This window comes from Clostridium sp. MT-14 (assembly GCF_042436595.1).
Taxonomy (GTDB): domain Bacteria; phylum Bacillota; class Clostridia; order Clostridiales; family Clostridiaceae; genus Clostridium_B; species Clostridium_B aromativorans.
Window position 1 is genome coordinate 1 of sequence record NZ_JBHMIY010000058.1, and the last position, 9322, is coordinate 9322.

At 31.2% G+C, this 9322-nt stretch carries 8 protein-coding genes; 1 reads left to right on the plus strand and 7 read right to left on the minus strand.

The features are described 5' to 3' along the window. Window positions 1-40: 40 nt before the first annotated feature. From ACFHWD_RS19955 to ACFHWD_RS19965, 3 genes are all read right to left on the minus strand, one after another. Window positions 41-217 (minus strand): hypothetical protein, encoded by a 177-nt coding sequence (locus ACFHWD_RS19955; RefSeq protein ID WP_179977730.1) that lies wholly within the window; start codon window positions 215-217, stop codon window positions 41-43. A 233-nt stretch (window positions 218-450) separates the two neighbouring features. Further along, window positions 451-2469: an ATP-binding protein gene (locus tag ACFHWD_RS19960; RefSeq protein ID WP_150358684.1), complete on the minus strand. Its 2019-nt coding sequence runs from the start codon at window positions 2467-2469 to the stop codon at window positions 451-453. 245 nt (window positions 2470-2714) lie between these two features. Continuing rightward, on the minus strand, window positions 2715-5000 hold the full coding sequence (locus ACFHWD_RS19965) for a hypothetical protein (RefSeq protein WP_179977731.1): 2286 nt from the start codon (window positions 4998-5000) through the stop codon (window positions 2715-2717). A gap of 208 nt (window positions 5001-5208) precedes the next feature. Here ACFHWD_RS19965 and ACFHWD_RS19970 point away from each other — a divergent pair, with 208 nt between their 5' ends. Next, the gene (locus ACFHWD_RS19970; RefSeq protein ID WP_179977732.1) at window positions 5209-5604 is read left to right on the plus strand and encodes a hypothetical protein; all 396 of its coding nucleotides are present in this window, start codon (window positions 5209-5211) and stop codon (window positions 5602-5604) included. 269 nt (window positions 5605-5873) lie between these two features. Here the strand turns inward: ACFHWD_RS19970 and ACFHWD_RS19975 are convergent, their stop codons facing one another. The 4 genes from ACFHWD_RS19975 to ACFHWD_RS19990 form a co-directional block, all read right to left on the minus strand. Beyond that, window positions 5874-7313: a cell wall-binding repeat-containing protein gene (locus ACFHWD_RS19975; RefSeq protein WP_179977733.1), complete on the minus strand. Its 1440-nt coding sequence runs from the start codon at window positions 7311-7313 to the stop codon at window positions 5874-5876. Between the two features lie 264 nt (window positions 7314-7577). Next, complete coding sequence (locus ACFHWD_RS19980; protein ID WP_150358687.1) at window positions 7578-8078, minus strand: putative toxin-antitoxin system toxin component, PIN family; 501 nt, start codon at window positions 8076-8078, stop codon at window positions 7578-7580. Beyond that, entirely contained in the window at window positions 8069-8389 is a 321-nt protein-coding gene (locus tag ACFHWD_RS19985; RefSeq protein ID WP_150358688.1) for a hypothetical protein, read from the minus strand. The genes ACFHWD_RS19980 and ACFHWD_RS19985 overlap by 10 nt, the downstream gene beginning before the upstream one ends. Before the next feature lie 136 nt (window positions 8390-8525). Further along, window positions 8526-9322, minus strand: a 797-nt coding sequence (locus tag ACFHWD_RS19990) for a 3'-5' exonuclease (RefSeq protein ID WP_378062895.1), incomplete at its 5' end; no start/stop codon positions are given.

The window sequence follows — 9322 nt, forward strand, 5'->3', positions numbered from 1 at the left end:
ACAAGGACTATTCATCTCCCACTTATAGAAGATAGGAGAATTACGTCCTTTTTGTTAAAATATCTGAATTTAATTCTGAAATCTTAGTATTTTGGAATTTCAAAAGCTCATTTTGTAACTCTATTTTCCTATTTTTCTCTTTTATCTGGGATGATAAATTTAACATATACAAACCATTCTGTTCTTTCTTTAATTTTGACAACAATGCATTTAACATAAAAAATTCCACCTTTCATTTTTTGTCGGCCACACGGCCAATACTAATCGTTACCTTTACAGGGTATTTGCTAATTCTCTATATACTTAATATGTGGTATTTTAAGGCATAAAAATAAGGAACTACTTGTTTTTAAGTAATCCCCTGTTTTTTCTCTTGCACGTTAACAGTATTAAAAAATTACCTTATATACCTTATAGATGGAACATAGTATATACAACTATTTTTCTCAATTATTTAAAAAGTTTATCAAATAATATTCGATTTCTTTTTTTTGCATCTTCTAATAATTTTTCATATGAAATTATTTCTATATATGCATTTAAATTTTTCGAATCATTATATCCAAAGAACCCCATTCCATCTGGCGTTTTTGTTAATGTAGCATTTTCTGCTTGTTCTACAAGGTTAGGGGTTATATCCGCAATAATATATAAATAAAAAGGTGAATTTTCAGCGATGATTATATTCCTACCATTTTTATCTTTGGCATTTCCTTTTCTTATATTTCTTGTATATTTTAAAACTTGATTTATTGGATTTTCTTCATCTGTATAATCATCTCTCATAGGCCTTTTAAATTCTATAATTGTCAAAGCATTATACGGTTTACTATCTTCATCACTTAAAGCAACTGCATTATCAATTACTAAAATATCTGCACGATCATCTGTATTTACACTAATATTCTCAATATCTTTCATCTTTATATCAGAAGCCAAATAATAATGATATGCTAAACGCTCATCTATCAACCATAAATTATGATTTTCATAATCAATATCATCCGATATAGTTTTCATAGGAAAAATCAAATTATGAATATAAGATTCCAATACATACTTACGATCGGCGTTTATATTCAAGGATTTTTCTAATAAATCTATTACTATTTTTCGATGTATTATATACTCTGCTAATGTAGATTTACCTAACTCATTTTCCTTTTCTACATATTCTTCATATTTTCTTTTATATTCATCTATATTTTTTATATTTTTGACTTTATTTTTACTTAAAAATTCCTCTCCTTGCTTTTTAACTTCATATTTAAACTTTTGTTGAATTTTAAATAATTCCAAATCCAAATCTTCTTTTTTTATATTACGCTTAATATTAGATATTTCTTTTTGCTTATGTTTTAATAAAGGTCTATATTCCGGTCTTTCTCTTTTTATATAAGCCTCTATATATTCTCTTTTTTCTTTTTTTATAGGATCTAAATACTGTTTCAAATGATTCGATATAGTACTTACAACTTCAGTTTCTATATCCTTCTTTGTTATTTCATATTTATTTAATAAATTTGCTTCCAGTAAACTATAATTAAAATTAGTTCTTTCATCGTTAACTATATTGTCAAATAATTTTCCAGATACATATGCAGAATATACAAAATCTCTATCACCGTCATTTATCTTTCCATTTAGATCTGGTATTAATTCATTTAGAGGCTCAGTTTTAACTTCCCTAGAATTAGCACAATAATGAACTCTATTTTTATTATCATCAGATTCAAATAACTTGATATGATATATATGAAACTTATTGTTTTTAACTTCAAAATTTTCTTCTTCCATATTTATAGATAAACTTTCTTTAAACTTCTTTTTTAAATCAATCATTCCAAAGTTATCCTGAATAATTACCCTAGGTGAATTTTTTTGAATAAAATATGCTAGACAATGCTCTATTATTTTCATGCCTATTTTATCCTTAGTCTTGGGAAGCTTACTGCTATACTCATCTTTCATATTTTCTAGCCTAACTTCTGTAAATAACTCATCTTGCGTATATTCATCTTTCAAATTTTTAATAGGATCACTATCTAAAACAAAAGAAAAAGATCTAATTTTCCTTTTATTATTTTTATCAACATATACACTTCTTACACTTATATCGGTAAAAGTCTTTAACCAAGTAAATCTTCCTATTCCTTTTCCACCTTTTTGCTTTTTATAAGTAGAATCTGAAGTTAAAAAAGAATCATAATTTTTATCATTGAATCCTATTCCATTGTCTCTAATTATGAAACCAATTATTGGATAATTCTCTTCTTTATCCTTATTTTCAAGTGGTTCTTGTCTCATATCTCTTAAAATATTAATAGCGATCTGTTTATCATCATTGATCTCATTTAGTTCTTCAATTGACTGAAATGAATTCACTATAGCCTCATATAATGGTAATAATATATCATTTTTAGTTATTCTCATTTTATCTACTCTGCCTATAATATCAACTTTAAACATACTATAACCTCTCTTATTTTCTGTTTAAATTAAAAATCGGATACATTATGCACCCGATAATAACATATTGACGAAAAAGTTTATCATTCATAAATTGTGAATTACGTAACTTAACCAAACAGGCTGAACTTATAATCCACTTTTTTATTACCAATATTATACCATAGAATTTAAAAATTATACAGATAAAATTTTACATAAAAAAGGAATTGCTTAAAATAAACAATTCCTTTTTGCTTATATCTCTATCCTATAGGTGTCGTATATATACCCTGATATATGTTTCCCCTTATATCAAGCTTAACCGTAGTATCTGCTGTAATATAGCCATTTGTCTCAATAGCATGGATTTTAATTATATATGGATCTCTTATCCTAACACCGTTGTCCTTTATAGTTACCGGAGTGGTAAGAGGTACATCAAAATCCACTTTTTCAGTATTATATTTCCATATCTGCCCATCAGTATACCTTGACGAAAATGTTGGAGTTGACTGAATATACCATTCCATATAAGGTGTAATAGGGACTAAATTCGTATTGTCCTTTAAGGCGCTGTTAAGTCCTTTTCCTGTTGTATGGCTGATTTCATCCGGGAATATAAATTGCAGCCTCTGTGCTGAAAAATATTGTACTGGTTTTCTGTATATGGTACCCTTGTAATCCTGGCGGTACTTCCAGTGGGACACCCAGTAATCATCATCTCTGTGATGCACCCAGTGCCCAAAATCGTGAGATTCCTCTCCCCGGCCATATAAAATACCATAGAATCCGTCTCTATTGTAAATAACAGTGCTTGGCGTATGATCATCCTGCCATCCCCGGCTGTCGGTTATAGGATATCTAAAATCATCTGAAGATGTATTTACAGTGAAGGTAACACGTTGACCTTCCTTGGCTATTGTTGCACCCGTATCCGATGCCTTGTGGGGTTCATTCTTTCTATACCATGCAGCATCAACGGTAGCTTTAACTGTAAGTACAGAGCTTTCATCACCATAGATTTTATCCTTTGCGTCGGAAATAAGCTTGTAATAGGCAACTAATGTTGTACTTTTGCTTATTGCTACATTTCCACTATTATCTGGCGTCACATTATCCCCATCTAGGACACCCCAGTGGTCAAATTCCCAGTGGCTTTGCTGTGGTGCTTGTGTACTAGGAGTCTGTGTAACCTTAAAGTTAGCTTTCCCATTTACAAGTTGCTTATTTTCCGTTACACTACCATCTTGACTTGCCTTTCCATCAAGAGTGACTGTGCCCGCATCCTTTGGACTTACCCTTACGGTGAGGTTTACTAAGCCATTTCCTGTTGTCGATGGCACAAATTTAAAACCTGCTGTGAAATATTGAAAAACTATCTGACCTGTCGATGGATCGCAAAGATAAATCTTTAAATATTTCTCTTTTTGCTTATCTTTCTCATCTCCAGTTGGTGGATTATCTTTGTCAAAACCGCCTATAACTAAAGCTGGCATACCAGACTGTACATTTGTCTCTGCCCGTGGATTAGAATTGCCTATTTTATTGGATAAGGCTAATTTTACAGCACCGGTGAAATCATTACTCTGCAGCTTCTGGGATATAGAACTTACAACACTCGCACTCACAGAATTATCAGCACTTAAAGAATAATATTTGCTTAGATTATTCTCAGGTTGCTCTGGGAAGTCATAGACATTACTTGGCAATTGTGCTACAAACCTGGCAGTTTGGGCATAGTTTGTACCACCTATTCTCACCATATCGGTGCCGGTAGTACCTATACCTGTCAAATTATCAAATGCTGCAGGCCCCTGATTGGTGCCTGTCCCCCCGAGGAAGATTGCATGTTTTGCTTTCATATTAGACAATTTTCCAGCTAAACTAGAATCTTGCGAACTAGATAACAGAATTGGATATTTAGAGCCATATAAAGTGGCAATAGCTTTAGCGTCTCTGAGATGATATACAGATTCCGTGGATATAACATATGCTCTATCGTTTCCTTCAGGAAACAGCAAATTAGTAAAATCAACCGAATCTTCCTCCTGTGATGCCTCGCTGGAATTGCCTACCTCTGAATCGATAAACGGTCCGTATGTGCTGTTGTACCAGGCTGATACCTTCTTTTGTCCATTAGAATCTGTAAACATTGTGTTGTCTAGATATAACTCTTTGTTAGGAATTTGGGGATCTGAAGGAACTTCCGGAATTGCACTATCTCCTATAGGCTTACCATCTGAAAGAGAATTGACTACAGTGTAGGAATTGTATGTTTGATCGTACAAATCCATGTATGTTTTTACAGTATGTTTTGGAGCACTATCGGCTTGGTTTTCTGGGTTATTTTTAACGGTACGATCCTGACTTTTTTTTAAATTGTTTGAATTCAAAAATGCGTCACTTTTATATATATCCCAATTTCCATTACGACCGTAGGCAGCCGTTCTAGTATTTACTACATTGACAACTGCTATACTTGCAATACCTACACATACGAAAAATGCCAGGAGTTTTTTCCTTACATTTTTTACTTTCAATTTTAGCATTTGCATGCCTCCTTTCTTCATTTATAATTTCACTGTAACTCAAATTTACTAGTACAAAATTTATCTATTTCTTGTTTATTTTCATGGTGAAAATTTGGATTATAATTTATTTTTTAAAAAATAATTGGGGGACATACAAAACTTATGTAAGAAATAAACATTTACTACCTATTTAAAAAGTTTTATAATTTATAAGGGAGATGGAAAAGTGAGAAATACAAATGATAAACTAATTCAAGTTGGAAATTTCTATCAGGAATTAAATGATATGACTGGCACAAATTTACCATTGCAAAAAATATATCGCTCAAAAGGACTTCCATCTCATTTAATAAAAGAAAAACACTTTCACTGCTTAAAACACATAGATGATATACCAGATATTATAAAAAATCCCGATTATGTAGGAATAAATCCAAATGAAAAGGGAGATACTATAGAGTTGATTAAAATACTTGATAAAAATATCCTAATTGGAATAAAATTAGATACTGATGAAAATTATTTGTATGTTTCCACGATGTATAACATTCAGGAACCAAAAATTCAACGAAGGTTGCATAGTGGAAGAATAAAGAAATTTATTATTGACAAAAATAAATGATAGGTGTATCATAATTACAATAAATGAATATGATAATTATAGGATTATTGAGGTCGGAAATGGTTCCCGACGCACTCGAAAGAGTACCTGAGATGATGGATACACCGCCCATCCAATAATCCAAATGTATATAAGATTCCTTGTCGATTTCAGGGATCTTTTATTATGTCCAGAATTTTTTTGATCAACCTATATAATTTTAACAGAACCACAAAAAAATAGGGAACCAAAGTTTTTAACAGTTCCCTGTTTACCAATTTCTACAATTTCTAATTTATGTGTTTACCATCTGCTACAATTCTTATATTTGAGGATATTGTAGAAATATCCGATTGATTAAAAGTACACTTCTCTAAATAAAAACCTTCAAGTTTATAAAGAGAATTTATTGTGCTGACATTTCGTGGAAGCTTTCCGCCTTCCAGATCCAAATCATATATACCACTGAAATATTTAATATCGGATAAATCATTTATTTGATATCCTCCATCGCTACCACTTTGATATAAAGTTAAAGATGTAGCTTTTTTAGCGTCAGCCAGAGTTATATTAGTTTTACCTAGTGCTTTCTCAGCATCTTTTTTAAATCCCTCGTCAGTGAAAGGTATCACATCTGAATCTTTCAGACCATTAGGGTTAGATGGAATGTCCTTGTTAAATATTGCAGATATTTTTCCAGGCAAACCATCAGAGATTACTCCAGTACCGCCGAAAATCAGCCCGCCCGACAACCAGTTTTGAGATTGGAGGTCAAAGTTATACGTTAAGTCCGTCCCATCGGACAGGATTAATTTATACCCGAGTTTAGCGGCCAGGGCACTGCCCGAGAGTGCGTCAGGGAAAATAGTGTCGCTCGCCACGGCCACGCCGGTATACAGATCCATGTACCCTTCTTTTTTCTCCAATTCCGGTATTGTATTTGCATCATCTATATAAAACAATGAAGGGTTTCCATTATATAAACTTCCTTTTACGCCTAGAATCTTGCTTCCACCTATAACTTGTATGCTCTGCAAATTTTTATCCTGGGATAAAAGTTTTGAAACAGAAGAATTTAATGTATCTCCATCGCTAAATAAAATTGCAGTTTTACCTGCAGTGGCCGCCAAACTCATTGCATATTGAAACTGCTGGCCCGTTGTTACTATAACACCCGCATCTGAACCGAGTTTTTCTTTTGTCGTGGAATATTTGGCCCACAATTGTTTTGCTATCTCAATTGCAGTTTCATACCTGTCCTTTCCTGCTATTCTGGTAACAGTGTAACCTTTAGCTTTTAAACCATTCTCTATATTTGATGAAACAACACCCGTACCACCAAGTATATATACATTTTTAGGTGAAAGCCTTGTTATTTCCTCACTTATGTTGTCTGGCAGTGCGGCTGCTCTGGTTAAAAGTATTGGTGCATCATAGCTATGTGCAAGTGGTGTCCCTGCTATAGCATCTGCAAAGTCAGCATCGTGTTCTGCACCAGCTATAAATACCGTATCAGCCTGTCTCCACCCATATTGGGATATCTTTACGGAAGTGTCATACCTATCCGTTCCTCCAAGCCTTATTACATTACTGCTGTTTGAAGCTTGTACCGTTTGTGTAGTCTGTGTATTCGCCTTTGCAACATTATTTCCCGCAAATTTAGCCGTTCCCAGAAATGACACACATACGGCTGCTGCTACCACTATTGACATTAATTTTTTACTTTTCATATCTTACCTCCAAAATAGTCACCACTTGATGCTATTATTTTCCGTCACCCTATGATTTTATTATACTATCCTGCTCTGACCGTATCAAATGAAAACAGGATACTACAACACATTTTTATTTTATTACAGAAAGAGTTTTAGAAAATTTGATAATAATTTGGCTTTTTCCATGGTTAAAATTCGGGTTGTTTTTTGCAATATAAAAAGACCTGAGATTTTTCTCTCTAAGTCTATATTAATTTTAACCTAATATACGAATTTTCTTTATCTTCGCATCATATTTATAAAATTATTCGGATTATATATCTCTATTTGTTTTCCAGTACAAGTCTTTATTTGTTTATGATACACACACTCAAAATGCCTATCATTTTTTGTAATTATGATAGGACAATCCGAATCTATCGCCAAATTTATAATTTTATTATCTTCTGGATCTTCAATACAGAATTTACCTCTTGAACTAACATTAACAATCTTTGAATTATTTATAATCATTTCACATACATCACTATAACAATCATATAGAGTTGCCATAAGTTCCTCGACTACTGAATCAATAAATCCTTTTTGGTTTAATGTTTTTATCAAAGCATTTATTACAACTTTAGAAGGTATAAAAATATATTCCTTCAATAATCCCTTAGACATAATAGGAGTTATATCCTTTTTACGAATCAAATGTAATATTTCCCAGCAATCCTCACAATTTAATTGATCAAATATTGCATCTATTAATATATTGGTATCAACTATTACTTCCATTCACTACGCATTTCCTTTATTGCTTTATTTATATCTTCCTGATCAATATTTAATAAATCTTTTAAACTCTTTCCCACTTTTTTTAATTTTAGCATTTGATTATATTCATCATTTATATTTTTTTCTCTGTCAATTACATTTTCCATATGCTTATCCCCCTTGTTTTTTTGTCGCTCATTATTGAGCATATCACTATTAATTGTCTTATTACTCTTAATATTATTTCCTTCATTAAGTAGTATTTTTTGTTTATTTTCTTTGGATTTATTTTTTTTGTTGCTATTATTAGATAGCATATTTTTTTTATCCATTAAATACATCTCCTTATATTATATTTGACCATAATATAATTATAAAACATTTGGGAAATATATCCAATGAATTTTATAACAAAATATATTCTACTTTCTTTTATTAAAACACATTTTTGGGACAAGTTCAATAAAATCAAATATATTTTTTAGCACTTTCTATCCAATTTTTTATTTGATTATTACTTTCATTTTTTATCTCCAAAATTATTTTATTTTCTAAATTCTTTTGTCCATCAATAGAATTATCTTTAAAATTATCACTATTTTCATTTTCTAATTTCATAGAAAATGAAATATTACTATATGTTTCTGAATTATCAAATTTAATAACATAAGATGAATTAATATTATCTATCTTAATAATCTTGCCAGCACCAAAAGATTTATGAATTATCCTATCACCCACATTGAACTGAATATTATTGTTTCTATTGAGAATATTTTCAGAGTTAGTTATAAAATCATTTGCATTATCAATAAAATTTTCTTCTAATTCTACCACATAATTTAGATACTTTTTATCTATATTGAAAATGAATCTTGATGGATATTTATAACTTCCGTCACGATTAATACCTTCCGCATCGCTTAGAAATAATGCATTTTCTGCTCTAGTAAATCCTACATATGCCAATCTACGTTCTTCTTCCATCTTTTCTTTTGTATTTGTTTTCCTACTTGGAAATATTCCTTCATTAAATCCACAAATAAAGACATATGGAAATTCCAATCCTTTTGCTGTATGAATTGTCATCATTTTTACCTTATCCCTATTTTCCTGAATATCTTCGTTAGTATACAATGATACCTGTTGTAAATACTCCTCTAATTTAGTTTCTTCACCCGCACTATTTTCATATTCAGTAATTGAATTTTTTAATTCAGGTGAACTACATCTCCATTGAAATGGAGAGCTTCGGATTCCCAATA